This is a genomic window from Pseudomonas sp. NBRC 111131, from assembly GCF_001320525.1.
GTDB lineage: Bacteria > Pseudomonadota > Gammaproteobacteria > Pseudomonadales > Pseudomonadaceae > Aquipseudomonas > Aquipseudomonas ceruminis.
The window spans coordinates 22565-39834 of sequence record NZ_BCBH01000041.1; the positions used below are offsets into that span (position 1 = coordinate 22565).

The 17270-nt window shown below is 60.4% G+C and carries 16 protein-coding genes and 2 tRNA genes; 15 read left to right on the forward strand and 3 right to left on the reverse strand.

Annotated features, from left to right (window positions below; translation table 11 throughout):
- Positions 1 to 234 precede the first annotated feature (234 nt).
- The 6 genes from APH34_RS25080 to APH34_RS25105 all read left to right on the forward strand — a co-directional run bounded on the left by APH34_RS25080 (position 235) and on the right by APH34_RS25105 (position 5735).
- The gene (locus APH34_RS25080; protein WP_054903419.1) at positions 235 to 2478 is read left to right on the forward strand and encodes an AsmA family protein; all 2244 of its coding nucleotides are present in this window, start codon (positions 235 to 237) and stop codon (positions 2476 to 2478) included.
- Positions 2475 to 3542 carry an A/G-specific adenine glycosylase gene (mutY, locus tag APH34_RS25085; protein WP_054903420.1) on the forward strand — a complete coding sequence of 356 codons (1068 nt, stop codon included), beginning with the start codon at positions 2475 to 2477 and terminating at the stop codon, positions 3540 to 3542. The genes APH34_RS25080 and mutY overlap by 4 nt, the downstream gene beginning before the upstream one ends.
- A complete protein-coding gene (locus APH34_RS25090) occupies positions 3539 to 3811 on the forward strand; it encodes an oxidative damage protection protein (protein ID WP_054903421.1) in 273 nt (90 codons plus the stop codon). The genes mutY and APH34_RS25090 overlap by 4 nt, the downstream gene beginning before the upstream one ends.
- A gap of 90 nt (positions 3812 to 3901) precedes the next feature.
- Positions 3902 to 3977, forward strand: a tRNA-Phe gene (locus APH34_RS25095).
- A 211-nt stretch (positions 3978 to 4188) separates the two neighbouring features.
- Positions 4189 to 5172, forward strand: coding sequence for a polyphosphate kinase 2 (ppk2, locus tag APH34_RS25100; protein WP_054903422.1), 984 nt, complete (start codon positions 4189 to 4191; stop codon positions 5170 to 5172).
- A 119-nt stretch (positions 5173 to 5291) separates the two neighbouring features.
- On the forward strand, positions 5292 to 5735 hold the full coding sequence (locus tag APH34_RS25105) for a hypothetical protein (protein ID WP_054903423.1): 444 nt from the start codon (positions 5292 to 5294) through the stop codon (positions 5733 to 5735).
- 106 nt (positions 5736 to 5841) lie between these two features.
- Here the strand turns inward: APH34_RS25105 and gabP are convergent, their stop codons facing one another.
- Entirely contained in the window at positions 5842 to 7227 is a 1386-nt protein-coding gene (gene gabP / locus APH34_RS25110) for a GABA permease (protein WP_054903424.1), read from the reverse strand.
- Between the two features lie 670 nt (positions 7228 to 7897).
- On the opposite strand from gabP, the gene APH34_RS25115 reads away from it, so the two are divergent.
- The 5 genes from APH34_RS25115 to APH34_RS25135 all read left to right on the forward strand — a co-directional run bounded on the left by APH34_RS25115 (position 7898) and on the right by APH34_RS25135 (position 12190).
- The gene (locus tag APH34_RS25115; protein ID WP_054903425.1) at positions 7898 to 8671 is read left to right on the forward strand and encodes an ABC transporter ATP-binding protein; all 774 of its coding nucleotides are present in this window, start codon (positions 7898 to 7900) and stop codon (positions 8669 to 8671) included.
- A gap of 13 nt (positions 8672 to 8684) precedes the next feature.
- On the forward strand, positions 8685 to 9446 hold the full coding sequence (locus APH34_RS25120) for an ABC transporter substrate-binding protein (protein WP_054903426.1): 762 nt from the start codon (positions 8685 to 8687) through the stop codon (positions 9444 to 9446).
- Between the two features lie 57 nt (positions 9447 to 9503).
- On the forward strand, positions 9504 to 10199 hold the full coding sequence (locus tag APH34_RS25125; protein WP_054903427.1) for an ABC transporter permease: 696 nt from the start codon (positions 9504 to 9506) through the stop codon (positions 10197 to 10199).
- Positions 10196 to 10885: an ABC transporter permease gene (locus tag APH34_RS25130; RefSeq protein WP_054903428.1), complete on the forward strand. Its 690-nt coding sequence runs from the start codon at positions 10196 to 10198 to the stop codon at positions 10883 to 10885. The genes APH34_RS25125 and APH34_RS25130 overlap by 4 nt, the downstream gene beginning before the upstream one ends.
- Positions 10886 to 10984: 99 nt before the next feature.
- The gene (locus APH34_RS25135; RefSeq protein ID WP_054903429.1) at positions 10985 to 12190 is read left to right on the forward strand and encodes a methyltransferase; all 1206 of its coding nucleotides are present in this window, start codon (positions 10985 to 10987) and stop codon (positions 12188 to 12190) included.
- A gap of 316 nt (positions 12191 to 12506) precedes the next feature.
- On the opposite strand, the gene APH34_RS25140 is transcribed toward APH34_RS25135, so the two are convergent.
- Positions 12507 to 12776, reverse strand: coding sequence for a DUF3077 domain-containing protein (locus tag APH34_RS25140; protein ID WP_054903430.1), 270 nt, complete (start codon positions 12774 to 12776; stop codon positions 12507 to 12509).
- Positions 12773 to 13048, reverse strand: a complete 276-nt coding sequence (locus tag APH34_RS25145; protein ID WP_054903431.1) for a hypothetical protein — start codon at positions 13046 to 13048, stop codon at positions 12773 to 12775. The genes APH34_RS25140 and APH34_RS25145 overlap by 4 nt, the downstream gene beginning before the upstream one ends.
- A 496-nt stretch (positions 13049 to 13544) precedes the next feature.
- Between APH34_RS25145 and APH34_RS25150 the strand changes: the two genes are divergently transcribed.
- The 4 genes from APH34_RS25150 to APH34_RS28985 form a co-directional block, all read left to right on the forward strand.
- Positions 13545 to 13793, forward strand: coding sequence for a hypothetical protein (locus APH34_RS25150; RefSeq protein ID WP_054903432.1), 249 nt, complete (start codon positions 13545 to 13547; stop codon positions 13791 to 13793).
- Between the two features lie 98 nt (positions 13794 to 13891).
- Positions 13892 to 13967 (forward strand) — tRNA-Thr (locus tag APH34_RS25155).
- A gap of 162 nt (positions 13968 to 14129) precedes the next feature.
- The gene (locus APH34_RS25160; RefSeq protein WP_054903433.1) at positions 14130 to 15449 is read left to right on the forward strand and encodes an integrase arm-type DNA-binding domain-containing protein; all 1320 of its coding nucleotides are present in this window, start codon (positions 14130 to 14132) and stop codon (positions 15447 to 15449) included.
- Between the two features lie 730 nt (positions 15450 to 16179).
- On the forward strand, positions 16180 to 17270 hold a 1091-nt coding region (locus APH34_RS28985), incomplete at its 3' end, for an ATP-binding protein (protein WP_082422886.1).

Here is a 17270-nt window from a genome sequence, read left to right on the forward strand (position 1 = left end):
CGCAGCTGAACGGGCATCGTCCCGTGCCCAGCGCGGCGCCCTGGGTGTGGAAGCGGGTTTGCTCCCGAACAAGCCGGCACAAAAGGAACCGCACGAACCACCATTGTCGAAAGGCGCAACACCTGATCAATTAGTAGGAAATGCTCTGTATCTCTTGTCGGATACTCAGGGCCTACCGCTGCGGCGCTATACTCAGCCGCTTGAATTTCAAAATCGGACCACAAGGACTCGCCCATGAAAGCGTTCGGCAAAATCCTGGGACTGGGGCTTCTCGGGTTGCTGCTGATCATTGTGGCGCTGGGCTTTGCCCTGACCCACCTCTTCGATCCCAACGACTATAAAGATGAAATCCGCCAGTTGGCACGCGACAAGGCCCACGTCGAGCTGACCCTCAACGGTGACATCGGCTGGAGCCTGTTCCCCTGGCTGGGCCTGGAGCTTCATGAAGCCAGCATCGCCACGCTGACCAAACCCACCGAGCCGTTCGCCGACCTGCAGATGCTCGGCCTGTCGGTGCGCGTGCTGCCGTTGCTGCGCCGCGAAGTGCAGATGAGCGATGTGCGCGTCGAGGGGCTGAACCTGACCCTGGCCCGCGATGAGCAAGGCCACGGCAACTGGGAAGACATCGGCAAGCCGCTGCCCACGCAGGACGGTGCCACCGCCAATGCGCCGAAAACTGCCGAGCAGCCGGGCAAACCGGTCGACAGCGGCAGCGAGCGGGCGGTCAAGCTCGACATCGACAGCCTGACCGTGAACAACGCCCGGGTGCAGTACACCGATGCCCAGAGCGGCAAGAGCTACAGTGCCGAAAGCATCCAGCTGAGCACCGGCCCGGTCCATGAAGGCGCGAACATCCCGCTCAAGGCCAGCGCCTTCCTCAGTGCCAGCCAGCCTAACCTCAAGGCTCGCACCGAGCTCACCGGCGAGCTGCGCTTCGATCGCAAGCTCAAACGCTACAACTTCGAAGACATGCGCCTGTCGGGCGAAACCTCGGGTGAACCGCTGGCCGGCAAGACCATGACCTTCGCCGCCCAAGGCCAACTGCTGGTCGACATGGCCGCCAACGTCGCCTCCTGGAGCGGCCTGAAAATATCGGCCAACCAACTGCGCGCCCTGGGTGAGCTGAACCTGCGCGAGCTGGACAAGGCGCCGCAACTCAGTGGCGGCCTGTCCATTGCCCAGTTCGACCTGCGCACCTTCCTCGACGGCATTGGCCACCCGCTGCCGGCCACCACTGACCCGGCCGCCTTCAGCAAGCTGGAGCTGGTCAGCCGCCTGCAGGGCACACCCAACAGCCTGACGCTGGCAGACCTGGCGGTAAAACTGGATGACAGCACCTTCAGCGGGCGCGTGGCCGTTGAAGATTTCGCCAAACAGGCCCTGCGCGTGCAGCTCAAAGGCGACAAGTTCGACGCCGATCGCTACCTGCCGGCCAAAAGCGAAGAAGCCAAGGGTGCCACGGCGGCGCGTCAAAGCGAGGTCACGCAACAGGAAGCCAGCGCCGTGGCCGGTGCCGGCAGCTCCCCGCTGCCCAACGCGCCGACCCAGGTCGCCTGGAGCAATGACAAACTGCTGCCGGTCGACCGCCTGCGTGTTCTTGACCTGCAGGCCGACCTGGCATTCGGCTCGCTGACCCTGGACAAGCTGCCCATCAGCGATGCCCAGTTGCAGGCCACCGGCCAAGGTGGTCTGGTGACCCTGCAAACCCTGCGCGGCGGGCTCTACAACGGCAGCTTCGAGGCCAAGGGCACGGTCGACGTGCGCCCTGCCGTGCCGCAGTTGGGCGTCAGCACCCGGATCAACCGGGTGCCGGTGGAACGCTTCATCAAGGCCGAAGGCAAAGAGCAGACCCCGCCCGTCAAGGGCCTGCTGACCTTGGCCAGCAACCTGACGGCGACCGGCAACAGCCAGAAGGCACTGGTCGACACCCTCAACGGCAGCGCAAACTTCACCATCAACGACGGTGTGCTGGTCAACGCCAACCTGGAACAGCAACTCTGCCAGGCCATCGCCACCCTCAACCGCAAGTCGCTCAGCGGCGAGCCGCGCGGCAAGGACACGCCGTTCGAAGAGCTGCGCGGCAGCCTGGTGATACGCAATGGCGTCGCCAGCAACCCCGACCTCAAGGCGCGCATCCCGGGCCTGACCGTCAACGGCCATGGCGACCTCGACCTGCGCGTGCTGGGCATGGACTACAACGTTGGCGTGATCGTCGAGGGCGACCAGCGCGCCATGCCGGACCCCGCCTGCCAGGTCAACGAGCGCTACGTGGGCGTCGAAGTGCCGCTGCGCTGCCGGGGCCCGCTGGAACTGGGCGCCAAGGCCTGCCGCCTGGACCAGGACGGCCTGGGCAAGGTCGCAGCCAAACTGGCTGGCAACCGCCTGAAAGACAAGATCGATGAAAAGCTCAACGAAAAACTCGGAGACAAAGTGAGCCCAGAACTCAAAGACGCGCTCAAGGGGCTGTTCAAGCGATGACCCCTGCGCAGTTCTCCAGCGCCGTGCTGGATTGGTACGACCAGCACGGCCGGCACGACCTGCCCTGGCAACAGGGCATCAACCCTTACCGGGTGTGGGTGTCGGAAATCATGCTGCAACAGACCCAAGTCAGCACCGTGCTCAACTACTTCGACCGCTTCATGCAGGCCTTGCCCACCGTGCAGGCCCTGGCTGATGCGCCCGAAGACGAGGTGCTGCACCTGTGGACCGGCCTGGGCTACTACACCCGGGCGCGTAACCTGCAAAAGGCGGCGAAGATCGTGGTCGAGCAGTACGGCGGCGAATTCCCGCGCAGTGTCGAGCAGCTCACCGAGCTGCCGGGCATCGGCCGCTCCACCGCCGGCGCCATCGCCAGCATCAGCATGGGCATCCGGGCACCGATCCTGGACGGTAACGTCAAGCGCGTGCTGGCACGCTTCACCGCCCAGGCCGGCTACCCCGGCGAACCCAAGGTGGCCAATGCGCTATGGGCCACCGCCGAGCGCTTTACCCCCCAGCAACGCGCCAACCACTACACCCAGGCCATGATGGACATGGGCGCCACGCTGTGCACCCGCAGCAAGCCCAGTTGCCTGATCTGCCCCTTGCAGCGCGGCTGCGAAGCGCACCTGCACGGTGAAGAAACCCGCTACCCCGAGCCCAAACCGCGCAAGGCCCTGCCGCAGCGGCGCACGCTGATGCCGCTGCTGGCCAACCACGAAGGCGCCATCCTGCTTTATCGCCGCCCCTCCAGCGGCCTGTGGGGTGGCCTGTGGAGCCTGCCGGAGCTGGACGCCATCGAACAGCTCGATGACCTGGCGTATCAGCATGGCCTGCGCCTGGCCGACAGCCGTGCGCTAGACGGCCTGACCCACACGTTCAGCCACTTCCAGCTGGCAATCGAGCCGTGGCTGGTGCGCGTCGACCCGGTCGGCCAGCACGTGGCCGAGCCTGACTGGCTCTGGTATAACCTGGCCACCCCGCCGCGCCTGGGCCTCGCCGCCCCGGTCAAGAAGCTGCTCAAACGCGCGGCCGACGAACTGATTGCAGGAGACGCCCGATGACCCGCACCGTGATGTGCCGCAAGTACAAAGAACAACTGCCAGGCCTTGAGCGCCCGCCGTACCCTGGCGCCAAGGGCCAGGACATTTACGAACATATCTCGCAGCAAGCCTGGGCCGACTGGCAGAAGCACCAGACCATGCTGATCAACGAGAAGCGCCTGAACATGATGAACGCCGAGGACCGCAAGTTCCTCCAGGGCGAGATGGACAAGTTTTTTGCCGGCGAAGACTACGCCCAGGCGGAAGGCTACGTTCCACCGGCCGAATGACCCCAAAAATCGTAAGCGACGGAATTAATTTAAAATTTTTTCAAAAAGTCGTTGACGAGCGGTCTGGAAATCTATTTAATTCACCTCGTCGCCCAGATAGCTCAGTCGGTAGAGCAGAGGATTGAAAATCCTCGTGTCGGCGGTTCGACTCCGTCTCTGGGCACCACCTTCAGCTTCTGGTGGTTGCAAAGTTACCCGAAGCGACACAAGAAACCCGCCCAGTGCGGGTTTTTTGTTGTCTGCGCTTTTTACACCAGCTCGGCAGATTCATCTGCGTAAGCGGCCAGCCCCTTCGCCGTTGACTAGCATCAACATGCTATCACTCGCTCAGACTCACAATTGCAGGTGGACATTAGACCGACCTGGCAAGGACCACCATGAGCGAAGAATCCTCCCCCCTGCTCCCCTCCTCCGGCGAGCCCACCTCCGCACCCACACCTCGCCCTCGCCGCCCGCGCCAACGCAAACCCGAACCTTCCATTACCCGGGTCAGCCAGCAGCCAACCGCACTGGAAGTGGCCAGCGCGCCAAAAGGCAGCAATGAAGACAGCACCTCGGCGCGCCTGCCGGCCAACTACCCCTACCGCACCCGCATGCGTCGCCAGGAATACGAAAAGGCCAAGCATGCGCTGCAGATCGAGCTGCTGAAGGTACAAAGCTGGGTCAAGGACACCGGCCAGCGCGTGGTGATCCTGTTCGAGGGGCGTGACGCCGCGGGCAAGGGTGGCACCATCAAGCGCTTCATGGAGCACCTAAACCCGCGTGGCTCGCGGATCGTCGCGCTGGAAAAGCCGTCCGAGCAGGAGAAGGGCCAGTGGTATTTCCAGCGTTACATCCAGCACCTGCCCACGGCCGGTGAAATGGTGTTCTTCGACCGCTCCTGGTACAACCGCGCCGGGGTCGAGAAGGTGATGGAGTTCTGCACCCCACTGCAGTACCTGGAATTCATGCGCCAGGCGCCGGACCTAGAGCGCATGCTGTGCAACAGCGGCATCCTGCTGTTCAAGTACTGGTTCTCGGTGAACCGTGAAGAGCAACTGCGCCGATTCATTTCCCGTCGCGACGACCCGCTCAAGCACTGGAAGCTCTCGCCCATCGACATCAAGTCGCTGGACAAATGGGACGACTACACCGCCGCCAAAGAAGCGATGTTCTTCCATACCGACACGGCCGACGCACCGTGGACCGTCATCAAGTCCGATGACAAGAAGCGGGCGCGGATCAATTGCATCCGGCATTTCCTGCATTCGCTGGATTACCCAGGGAAGGACCACAGTGTGGCCCATGCGCCGGACCCGATGCTGGTCGGCCGCGCTTCGCGTGACTTCGAGGAAGACGAAGGGTCTGCGCTTGCCAGTTGAATGGCTGCGGGCTGCTGCGCAGCCCATCGCCGGCAGTCAGCGGTTATAGGCAACACTTGGGTTTCGCAGGCAACTGCGCTTCAATACGCGCAATTTCGGACACACCCAAGGATTCGCCCATGGCCACCCCTACCAAGCAACAGAAACGCGCCAAACGCGCTGCCAGCAAGGCCAAGCAAAACCGCATGGTGCGCAGCGGCCAGGCCGTCAAGACCAGCGCCGGCGACAGCGCCAGCATCGAACAGGTGTTCAACAAGGCCATGGAGTCGGACAGCTATAAAGAGCTGTTCGTGAAGATGAAGGCGGCGCAGGAAACCAGCCTAGTTGCGATGATCTCGGTGTTCCTGGTCGACCCGCTGCTGGCACTGGTGCTCAAGGGCCACAAGGAAGAGCACGCCACCGACTACATCGTGCTGGTGTTCAACGCCTACCGCACCTGGCTCGATGGCGCCGACGAAGACACCACCATGGCCTGGCTGGAAAGCGACGAGTTCCAGGAGGCCTATATCACCGCTTCCGAGCTGGTCGCCAAGCAGCAGCAACAGCAGAAGCAGTTCGGCTAAAGCTCACCGACCCTATCGCCAGCGCGAACAAGGATAGGGCCGCACAGACAAACAAAAAGGCCGCGCCCTACCCAGGACGCGGCCTTTTCATTACAGCCAGCGCGGATCAGTTATCCAGCGCCACCCGCCCAGCAGCTCCACGCTTGCGATGCACCAGCAAGCCTGCCGCCACAACACCCACGCTCAGCAACGCAGTCGCAATGATCTCCGCGCGGTGATCCTCACGCAGCGCCATCACCACCAGCACGGCAACGATGAAGGCAATGGTGGCCCAGGTCAGCCCCGGGAACAGCCACATCTTGAAGGCAATCTTCTCACCACGGGCTTCCCGCTGGCTGCGCATGCGCAACTGCGAAATGGCGATCACCAGGTACACCAGCAGCGCGATCGCGCCAGAGCTGGCCAGCAGGAACTCGAACACCTGGGCCGGCGCCACGTAGTTGGCGAACACGCACAGGAACGCTGCAGCAGTCGACAGCAGTACCGCCACATGCGGGGTCGACGCCTTGGTGGTGCGCTGCGCGATAGCCGGCGCATCGCCACGCTTGCTCAGCGAGAACAGCATGCGCGAAGAGGTGTACAGCGCCGAGTTCAGGCAACTGGTCACAGCGATCAGCACGACGATGTCGACGATCAGCTTGGCATTGGGCACGCCGATGCGGCTCAGCACGGTCTGGTAGGAACCGGTCTCGGCCAACGCCGGATCGTTCCACGGTACCAGGGCCACCACCAGGAAGATCGACACCAGGTAGAACAGGCAGATACGCCAGATCACCGAATTGGTGGCGCGGCTGATCTGCTTGCCCGGGTCTTTCGATTCGGCGGCAGCGATGGTGACGATTTCAGTGCCCATGAACGAGAACATGGTGGTCAGCATGGCCGCCAGCACAGCGCCCAGGCCGTTCGGCATGAAGCCCTGGGTATCGAACAGGTGGCTGGCCCCGCTGACCTGGCTGCCTGGCACCAGGCCAAACATGGCGATGCAGCCGACCACGATGAAGCCGATGATTGCCAGTACCTTGAGCAGCGCGAACCAGAACTCGAACTCACCGTAGTTTTTCACGCTGCACAGGTTGGTCAGGGTCAGCGCCAGGGTGATCAGCAGGGAGAACGCCCACAGATCGACGGCGGGGAACCAGGCATGCAGGATCGCAGCCGCCGCGTTGGCCTCCAGCGGGATCACCAGCACCCAGAACCACCAGTACAACCAACCAATGGTGAAACCGGCCCAGCGGCCAATGGCGCGGTCGGCATAGGTGGAGAACGAGCCGGTGTCTGGCGAGGCGATAGCCATCTCACCAAGCATGCGCATCACCAGCACCACCAGCGTACCGGCGGCGGCATAGGCCAGCAGTACGGCAGGGCCGGCAGCAGCGATGGCGTGGCCGGAGCCGACGAACAGACCGGCGCCGATGACGCCAGCAATGGACAGCATGGTCACATGCCGTTGTTTGAGCCCCTGAGCGAGGTCATTGGAATTGTTACCGCTCATAAAACTACCTTTGTAAGGAGTGGACCACCCGATTGCTGGACGAAGCGGGCCTGGGGTTGGTTTAGGCACCGCTGCAATCGGCGGTTTCCAGACGGCAATAAGCGGGCCATGTGCTGAATGCATTCGTCAGATAAACCTGGCGACCCGCAAGGCACGCGGCTTGCCGGGCATTCGGCCAAACTTTGACCGAATGCTCGCCAAATCCACATGCCAAGTTTGGATTACGGAAATACCCACTTACAAACGCACCAAAGGTGCTCCTCGGTAACACCCTTGCACCGCTGCAACGCATAAAAGTGCAACCCAGGTACAACCCCAAGGCCGTCAACTGCCGCGTGCAGGTGAACCTGTTGCCCCCAGGGTTGGGTACAATCCCCCGGCGCAGGCGCTGGCTGCGGGCAGGCGTTTATGCGCGAAAGGGGCAAAATAGCTTCCAAGCGCAGGCCAAAACTGGCACCATCGCGCCTTTTTTCATCAAGGCTCTGGAGCTGGGCGAGACCTTCGCGGACATCTGCGCGACGTTGCACTGCAGCGATGCGACAAACTGCCCCGGCATTGCCCCGAGCCCCCCGCGCCCCTGTTGGCCGCCATAATGCCGCTATGCTAGCTTGGCGCACGCCAGGAAGGCCGCCAACAGCTGGGAACGCACCCGAACACATGAGGACCGCACATGGCCCAGGCCACGCCCGCGCTGGAAATCCGCAATCTGCACAAACGCTACGGCGACCAGGAAATTCTCAAGGGCATTTCGCTGACTGCGCGCGATGGTGACGTGATCTCCATTCTGGGATCGTCCGGCTCCGGCAAGTCCACGCTGCTGCGCTGCATCAACCTGCTGGAAAACCCGCACAAGGGCGAGATCATCGTCGCCGGTGAGTCGCTCAAGCTCAAGGCCGCCAAGAACGGCGACCTGGTTGCCGCCGACAACCGCCAGATCAACCGCCTGCGCAGCGAAATCGGCTTCGTCTTCCAGAACTTCAACCTGTGGCCGCACATGTCGGTGCTCGACAACATCATCGAGGCGCCGCGCCGTGTGCTTGGCCAGAGCAAGGCCGAAGCCATCGAAGCCGCCGAAGCGCTGTTGAACAAGGTCGGCATCTACGAAAAACGCCACAGCTACCCCGCCCAGCTTTCCGGTGGCCAGCAGCAACGCGCTGCCATCGCCCGCACCCTGGCCATGCGCCCCAAGGTCATCCTGTTCGACGAGCCAACCTCGGCGCTCGATCCGGAAATGGTCCAGGAAGTGCTTAACGTTATCCGCGCACTGGCCGAAGAAGGCCGTACCATGCTGCTGGTGACGCACGAGATGAACTTTGCCCGCCAGGTGTCCAGTGAAGTGGTCTTCCTGCACCAGGGCCTGGTTGAAGAGCAAGGATCGCCGCAGCAGGTCTTCGAGAACCCGACCTCGGCGCGTTGCAAGCAATTCATGTCCAGCCACCGCTAATGGAGCAACACGAATGCAGACCTATAAGAAATTCCTCCTGGCCGCTGCCGCCACCCTGGTTTTCTCGGCCAATGCCATGGCAGCCGAAAAACTGAAAATGGGCATCGAGGCGGCCTACCCGCCGTTCAACAACAAGGATGCCAGCGGCCAGGTGGTCGGCTTCGACAAAGACATCGGCGACGCCCTGTGCGCCAAGATGAAAGTCGAGTGCGAAGTGGTCACCTCGGACTGGGACGGCATCATCCCCGCCCTGAACGCCAAGAAGTTCGACTTCCTGATCTCTTCGCTGTCGATCACCGACGAGCGCAAGCAGGCCGTTGACTTCACCGACCCGTACTACTCCAACAAGCAGCAGTTCATCGCGCCGAAAAACGTCGACTTCAAGACCGACCGCGCCTCGCTCAAAGGCAAGACCATCGGTACCCAGCGCGCAACCCAGGCTGCAACCTGGCTGGACGACAACGGCGGCATGGACGGCGAGTTCAAGGTCAACCTGTACGACGGCCAGGAAAACGCCTACCTGGACCTGACCTCCGGCCGCCTTGACGCCATCCTGGCCGACAAGTACGCCAACTACGACTGGCTGAAGTCCGACGCTGGCAAGAACTTCGAGTTCAAGGGTGAGCCGGTCAACGAAAGCGACAAGGTCGGCATCGCTGTACGCAAGGGTGACGATGAGCTGCGCAACAAGCTCAACGCCGCGCTGAAGGAAATCGTCGCCGACGGCACCTACAAGAAGATCAACGACAAGTACTTCCCGTTCAGCATCTATTGATTCGCCCCGACAGGCATCGCCGCCATGGCGATGCCTGTCCCTTGAACAAACCTACCCATGAATATTGATCTTTACGGATTCGGTCCGGCCCTTTTGGCCGGCACGCTGATGACCGTCAAACTGGCGCTGTCGGCCCTCTGTCTGGGGCTGGTACTGGGGCTGCTTGGCGCCCTGGCGAAAACATCGCCCTACAAGCCGCTGCAGTGGCTTGGTGGTTTCTACTCCACCCTGGTGCGCGGCGTACCCGAATTGCTCTGGGTGCTGCTGATCTACTTTGGCACCGTCAACCTGATGAACCGGATTGGCGACGCCCTGAACATGCCCGGCCTGGAACTTAGCGCGTTCGCCGCAGGCGTTATCGCCCTGGGCTTGTGCTTCGGCGCCTACGCCACCGAAGTGTTCCGTGGCGCCATCCTCGCCATCCCCAAGGGCCACCGTGAAGCGGGCACCGCCCTGGGCCTGTCCAAGGGGCGGATCTTCACCCGGCTGATCCTGCCGCAGATGTGGCGTATCGCCCTGCCCGGCCTTGGCAACCTGTTCATGATCCTGATGAAGGACACCGCGCTGGTGTCGGTCATCGGCCTTGAAGAAATCATGCGCCACGCGCAAATCGGCGTGACCGTGACCAAGCAGCCGTTCACCTTCTACATGGTCGCGGCCTGCATCTACCTGAGCCTGACCATCGTGGCCATGACCGGCATGCACTTCATGGAAAAACGCGCCGCTCGCGGCTTTGCGAGGGCCGAACAATGAATTGGGAAGTGATCATCAAGTGGCTGCCGCGCCTGGCGCAGGGCGCCACCCTGACCCTGGAGCTGGTCGCCATCGCGGTCGTCGCCGGGTTGATCCTGGCCATCCCGCTGGGCATCGCCCGCTCGTCGCGCCACTGGTACGTGCGCGCCCTGCCCTACGGCTACATCTTCTTCTTCCGCGGCACGCCGCTGCTGGTGCAGTTGTTCCTGGTCTACTACGGCCTGGCGCAGTTCGATGTGGTGCGTTCGAGCAGCCTGTGGCCCTACCTGCGCGATCCGTTCTGGTGCACGGTGCTGACCATGACCCTGCACACCGCCGCCTACATTGCCGAAATCCTGCGCGGTGCGCTGCAGGCCATCCCCAAGGGTGAGATCGAAGCAGCGCGGGCGCTGGGCATGTCGCGCGGCAAGACGCTGTTCTACATCATGCTGCCGCGGGCAACCCGCATCGGCTTGCCGGCCTACAGCAACGAAGTGATCCTGATGCTCAAGGCCAGCGCCCTGGCCAGTACCGTCACCTTGCTGGAACTGACCGGCATGGCGCGGACCATCATCGCCCGGACCTACCTGCCGGTGGAGATCTTCTTCGCCGCCGGGGTGTTCTACCTGGTGATCTCGTTCGTGCTGGTGCAAGGTTTCAAGCTGCTGGAGCGCTGGTTGCGCGTTGACGCCTGCCAGGGCCGTTGAACCCCATCGCCGGCAAGCAGGCTCCCACCAGGGCAGTGATACACCTGTGGGAGCGCCTTGCCGGGGTAAGGCCCTCCCACTGACCCACTGGCTGAACCCATGCCCACGTTCCTCCACAGCCACCCTATAAGCGACCGCTTCCAGGCCCTCGACCAGTTCCTGATCGAGCACCAGGCGCTGTGGAAACCCAGGCCCTTCACTGCCCTGCGCCTGGAATGGGAAACCGCACACCCCGAACTCGCCGCCCACCTGCGCCAGTGCTCCCTGGCCGATGCCGAAGCTGAACCTGCCCCGCACACCCTGCCCGCGCCCTTCCCCCAGCTGGCCCAGCAAGCCCAACAGCTCAGTGCCCTGGGCGACCTGCCCGACACCGGCCTTGCACCTGCCCGCCACCGCCTCGACGTCAACGTCCCAGGCCGCAAATGGCAGCAGATCGAAGCCTTCAGCCGCCGCCTGAGCTTTCGCACACAGACCCACCACTGGCTGGACTGGTGTTCGGGCAAGGGCTACCTCGGCCGCCGCCTTCTGCAACCTGGCCAGCACCTGACTTGCCTGGAATACGACGCAAACCTGGTCGCCGCAGGCCAGGCGCTGAGTGATCACCACCACTTGCCCGCCACCCACGTGCACCAGGATGTAATGGCTGCGGACAGCCGCCGCCATCTCGACCGCGACAAAAGCGTGGTGGCCCTGCACGCCTGCGGCGACCTGCATGTGCATCTGCTGCGCGTAGCCAGCGAGCAAGGCTGCCGCCACCTTGCCGTGGCCCCCTGCTGCTACAACCGCACCCAGGGCGAGCACTACCAACCGATGTCCGCCGCCGCGCAACGCTCGCTGCTGCAGCTGTCGATTATCGACCTTGGCCTGCCATTGAGTGAAACCGTCACGGCTGGTGCGCGGGTCCGCCACCAGCGTGATCGGTCCATGGCCAGGCGCCTGGGTTTCGACCTGCTGCAACGCCAGCAGCGCCAGTGCGATGAGTACCTGCCAACCCCCTCCCTGCCGGTGGCATGGCTGGAGAAACCCTTCGAACAATATTGCCGCGACCTGGCCGACCAGCGCCAACTGGAACTGACCTTAAACCCCGACTGGGACGCCCTGGAGGCGGCCGGCTGGCAACGCCTGGCCGAGGTGCGCAACCTCGAACGGGTACGCAACCTGTTCCGCAGGCCACTGGAGCTGTGGCTGGTGCTCGACCGTGCGCTGTTCCTGCAGGAACAAGGCTATGCGGTACGCGTTGGCACGTTCTGCGACTACCCGCTCACACCACGCAACCTGTTGCTGCTTGCCGAACGCGACCGTTAGCCACAGCACAACCTGTGGATAAGTCTGTGAACAAGCTTGTGATGACTGGTTGGAGCCAAGCGCTATTTCAGCCCAGGCGCTTATTCCCAAAGGGGCTGCAAGCCCAGTAAAAACAGGCGTTTGCGCAAAGACAGGCGGTACGCAGCGGCGGCATGCCTTTCGCGCACGGCGATAATGCCTCTTGTGCATAAACAAAATTTCGATTAGGCAAACGCCGCTGGATCTGTACAGCCGCTGCGTGCTTGTGGGAGCTGCTTGCCGTTGATGAGGCCGACACAGACAAACAAGATTGCTGCTCCCACAAGGGCCTTTTAACTCAATGCGCTTTGTTCTTGGCCATTTCAATATCGTTCATCAATGCCTTGGCCAGCGCGCTGAGATAATCCGCAGCGCCGAGTAGCTTGTGGTCATCCTCCATGTCGCCTTCGCGCACCAGGTGCTTGATGTAGCCCAGCAGCACGGACACTTGTTCATAGGCATGGTCGACAGGGATGCCGGCCTGTACGCGGAACAGCCCCAGCGGCGGGTTGCCGACTTCAAGAAACGATTCGATGCCGGCGGTGGTGATGGGCTTTGCTTCACTCATGACCGCGCCCCCTTTTCCTGAGCGTCTTCCAAACGGCGCTTTGCATGTTCGGCCAGGACGCACGCCGAATCGGCCGCATGGGCAGCGTTTGCCAGCAGGTTGAGGCCGGGCACGCCGGCGTTGTCACGGCAATGGTTATCGAGGGTTTCGGCTACCACACGCATGAGCTCGCAGGCGTGGGCGATGGCGTCGCGGGGAGAGATGTCGCTGTGGATGGTGAAATAGGGGGTGGAAATGAGGGGGCGGGGTGGATCGGGAACGATTTTCTTCATGATTGAATCCTTATTCCGATGGAGATGCATGCCACCCGAATCTTTCTCACGGATTTGGGTGGCAGCCGTACACGGGGTGAGAAACCGAGGGAATAAGGAAGCTCGGCCAGACCGAAGCCTGCCCGTGTACGGCCACCATAGGCTACCGCTCATTCACAATCGGGTTCTCACACCCGGTCACCAGGAAATTGGCGACCCAGGAACGTTATCCTTGGGCCATTCCCCCGCCAACAATGAAGCTTCGGTAGCGCACGTAGGATAATTCCCAAACCAATCGAACATGAAGCATTTGGTTTCAATTTCAGAAATACCCTACAGAGGGGCCTAAACCCGGGCTGCGCAGTCAACACAATGCCAGTGAATGCGCCGCGAACCCGGTTTAACGGTGTATCATCCGCCCCCCAAATCTTAAAAAGCTACGTCGCGCGCTGCCCGCCAGCGCCGCGACCGTCTGGCGTTGCGCCAGAACCGACATGGACTAACGGAATTAGACATCGTGCACCAAGCCAAGCCCCTTGCCCTGCTGTCCCTCGCCCTGGCCCTGACCGCCTGCGCCAGCGACCCTGCGCCCCATCACACCAGCACCCTGGACTGGAACACCCCAGGCATGCAATTGGGTGGCGACAACGGCCTGCCCCTGCGCGTCGAAAGCCCCTGCCGCAAGCGCGGCTGCGACAACGACAAGCTGTTTTTCAACCCGGGTAAGACCGAGCCAAGCGTCAATACCATCCACCGTGGCTGGTAGGAAAATTCTCCTTTTAGGCCGGTGACTTAGGTCATTTGCGCTTATTCGAAAGGAAGTGGTTTACAGGCGCCAACCGATCGCTATAATGACGCCCCATTGCCGGTATAGCTCAGATGGTAGAGCAACTGACTTGTAATCAGTAGGTCCCGGGTTCGATTCCTGGTGCCGGCACCATATAAGGTTCCATAGAAAGCTTTCAAAATCTCTGGAACCCCCGAAAAACCCGCCTTCTGGCGGGTTTTTTCGTTTTGGCGTTCCGTCGGATTCCGAGGGTAGCCAGCGCTAATAAGGGTACTTTTAAGGATACCTACCAATTCGACATTGGAAAGTACCCTTATGGCTCGCACAACGGCTCCCCTTACCGACAACGCCTGCCGCACTGCAAAGGCTCGCGAACGTGAGTACAAGCTTTTTGACGGCGATGGTCTTTACCTCCTCGTGAAGCCCAACGGTCGCAAAGGCTGGCGGCTCAGGTACGTGAAGCCCGATGGTCGCGAGGGCCTGACCTCACTCGGCAATTACCCGGTGGTCGGGCTGGCTGACGCTCGCCACAAGCGCTTCGAGCTCAAACAGCAGCTCGCCAACGGCATTGACCCTATCCAGTCCAAGCAGCAGGCCAAGGTGCAGGCCGTAATCAATGGCCGTACCTTCGAAAGCGTTGCGCTCGATTGGTATGCCGGGATGGTGCCGAAGTGGGCGCCGGGCCACGCCAAGACTGTACTCAGCCGGTTGAAGACTCATGTATTCCCTTTGCTCGGTGCCAGGGCAATCGTTGAGTTGGACACCCACGACCTCATGCAGCCACTGGAAGCCGTGACGAAGCGCGGCACCATCGACGTGGCGCTCAGGATCAAGAACTACCTGCAAAGCATCATGCGCGAAGCCAAACGGCTGCGGCTGATCACGACGAACCCGGCCCACGACCTCGATGGCTCAATCAGAGCACCACGGGTTACACATCGACCCGCACTACCCTTATCGCGGCTGCCAGAGCTACAGGCGCGCATCGACGACTACAATGGTCGCCCACTCACACGCCTTACCGTGATGCTGTCGCTGCACGTGTTCGTACGCTCCAGCGAGCTGCGCTTCGCCCGCTGGAACGAGTTCGACCTCAAGCGCGGCATCTGGGAAATCCCCGATACCCGCCCGGCGCTGGATGGTGTGCCATTTTCCACAAGGGGTACAAAGATGGCCGGGGACATCCACGTTGTACCCTTATCGCCGCAGGCAGTGGCCTTGCTTGAGCAGATCCACACGATCACCGGAAAATTCGACCTGGTATTCGCTGGGGATGCCAAGCCATGGAAACCGATGTCCGAAAACACGGTGAATGCCGCGCTCAGGACGATGGGTTACGACACCAAGGTCGATATATGCGGCCACGGGTTCCGAGCCATGGCGTGCAGTGCGCTGGTCGAGTCCGGGCTGTGGTCGGAGACGGCCATCGAACGGCAGATGAGCCACAAGGAACGCAACAACGTGCGGGCCGCTTATACCCACAAGGCCGAGTTCCTCGAAGAGCGCCGGATGATCATGACGTGGTGGAGCCGGTTTCTGGAGGCGAACCGCGAGGACCATGTGACGCCGCATGAGTTTGCCAAGCAAACGGGCGAGAACGTCACGCGCCTGCGCAGTGCCAAAAGGACCGAGTAACCCGCCGCACCACCACTTCAAACTCGCTGTGAAGTTACCCACAGCACCGCATGAGGCTCCTCCGCGCGGGTCCTTTCAAACGGGGCTGCAAAGCCGCCCCGTTTAAAAGGACCATACCTAAGAAAAAAACTGCACTGGAAAGAGACGGGCGCTCCTGACACTGCTGCAGCCCTGATCGCACATGGCTCAGCGGCAATTCCCCTCGTGACAATTGGCGTGACAAACGCCCATGTCACCAGCAACAGCCATGCAGATGATGGTGCCGCAGACGAGGGAATGGACTGCACCTGACTGACAGTCGGGCATGCCCCGGTCATCGCATTGCTGCGTTCACCCGACTCAGGATCTCGCTGCACTGGTCTCGTCAGCCAATGCAGCCTCCACCCGCCCACCGGTAACGGTGCTCAGGAGGCCAGATCATGAGATGCCCTCGCTCCCGGACGTAGGGAGCCGCCAGTCCCACGTTAGAGGACATCCCCACAGGTCGCAGGGGCCTTGATCCCTGATTACACTCAACATTCTTGGCGGGATGACGTGGGACGGTAAATGACTTCTAATGCAGCAACATGTTGGAGCTACTCAGAAGCCTAGACCTGACTAGGCTGAGGAGATGATCAAGAAAGAAAGCCCGGACAGCGAGCAATCATAAAAAGGTGATAGTAGGTGTCATTGATCAGTGGAGATTGATGATTATCAACCGATCTCTCTCACTATTTACGAGTGAAAAAGTATGAAAACAGCAAGTATCTCTAAAGTAAATTTTTCTGGATATAAAGCTTTTAAAGATCCTCAAGAGCTAACAATCAGCCCACTATCAATAATTTTCGGGTACAACAACTCTGGAAAAAGTGCAATTATAAGATTACTTCCTATGCTAGCTGCAAGCTTCTCGCAATCGAAACGACCCACATTTATAAAAAGCCATCTAGACTACACCGCACCGTGCTTGCGAGGAGCAACTTTCAAGAACATTGTTAATGCTTATAGCAACAAAATGTCATTCGGAATAGAATGGGATGACAGTGAGTCTCTTAACTTTGAAATTAAGCAGCAAGGCTTTGATGAAGAATCTATAACATTCATAACATTTGGAGAAAAATGCGACTCTCAAATAATGCACCACACATATATCGAAGGACTTGACGAGGACAAGGGACCAGAGCAATACGAACTACAAGACAGCCCAACCAAGAAAGTGAAACTAAACAATTTTTCAGTTTTTGATTTGGGATCACCTGAAGCCCCTGTTCATCAATCAATCCACTCGAAGCTAGAAAAATTATCTACATCCATATTCTGGTTGAATGCAATTAGATCCCAGCCTCCACGAGAGTTTGTCATTGACGCAAGCACCCCAAAGGGCATTAAATATGACGGCACCGGCACAGCAGAGACAATTTGGAATTTAGCCAAGACTAAAAGCCCAGCATTCGACGCCATTAACTCGTGGCTTGATGAAACTTGTGGGAGAGTAATTGAGCTAGGTGTTTTATCGCAGAGTACAAATAACGAACGTATTGTTTCGAAGCTTGAAACCATATCTTCATCAGAGACACCAGGCAATACTCCCATCAGAATCCCTATCCTAGATTCTGGAGAGGGGATATCGCAAGCACTACCGGTGGTAACACTTTGCGCTCAGGCAGCATATGGAGAACTGGGAACAAACCCTATTATTATGCTTGAGCAGCCAGAATTACATTTACATCCAAAAGCAATTGTCACGTTAGCGAATTTTTTCATAAAGTGCATTAAGGAAAACACGAGAGCTAAATTCATCATAGAAACTCACTCCGAAAGCCTGCTTCTAGCAATGCAAAC